This window comes from Leisingera sp. JC1 (assembly GCF_001679925.1).
GTDB lineage: Bacteria > Pseudomonadota > Alphaproteobacteria > Rhodobacterales > Rhodobacteraceae > Leisingera.
Genome location: NZ_LYUZ01000054.1, coordinates 1 through 697 on the forward strand (window position 1 = coordinate 1; position 697 = coordinate 697).

Here is a 697-nt window from a genome sequence, read left to right on the forward strand (position 1 = left end):
GTCCGGCCGGGATCACGTGCAATGCTGCGGCTGCGCAGCATGTTTGCGCGCAGGGCCGCCTGAAACGGGCCTTTTGGCCTGCAAATTCGATTCTTGTATCGCGATTTCAACTGGCGCAGCCGCTTGATCTTTTCCGCAGCAGCGGCTAAACACCTCTGATTACTGCGATTTGCATGTCCCGCGGCCTGATTTGTGCCGGATTTTATGTATCGGTTTGCAGGGCACACCAGATCCACTGTTACAGAACAGCTCCGCTGTTTCCCAGCTTTTTGGCGGCCCGCCATAAGCGGGTTTTCGCCTGTGCGCGGTTATTTGCAGACCGCTGACAGGGAATTGGCCGAAAAAAGCCAGCTTTTGGGCGCAAACCTCCATCAGTCTTCCTGTTAACCAAGTTGGGCGATAGGCCGCTTCTAGGTTTTGTACAAGTTTGCTCTCTGCGGCGGGATGACAGGCACCGGCGGCCGGCGGGAAACCCGGCAGCTGCTTGCACGGCCTGAAGGCCCTGCCCCGGCGGGTATGGTTTGGGAAAATGTAAGAGTGTGAGCCGCGCCACTCAGCGGCTGATCACCAGTGAAAGGAAATCACATGACCGTTTGGTATTCGTCTGACCTCGGCTGGTCCGCGGGTCAGGATGTCTCCAGCGCGTTCGCGTCCCTGTTGAGCAGCAACAAGTTTAAAGCAGGAGATACACTCGTTC

At 57.1% G+C, this 697-nt stretch carries 1 protein-coding gene; it reads right to left on the reverse strand.

What is annotated here, in order from left to right; all coding sequences use genetic code 11:
• Positions 1-284 (reverse strand): hypothetical protein (locus tag A9D60_RS26820; RefSeq protein ID WP_217492038.1); only part of this gene is annotated, 284 nt, incomplete at its 3' end.
• Positions 285-697 lie beyond the last annotated feature (413 nt).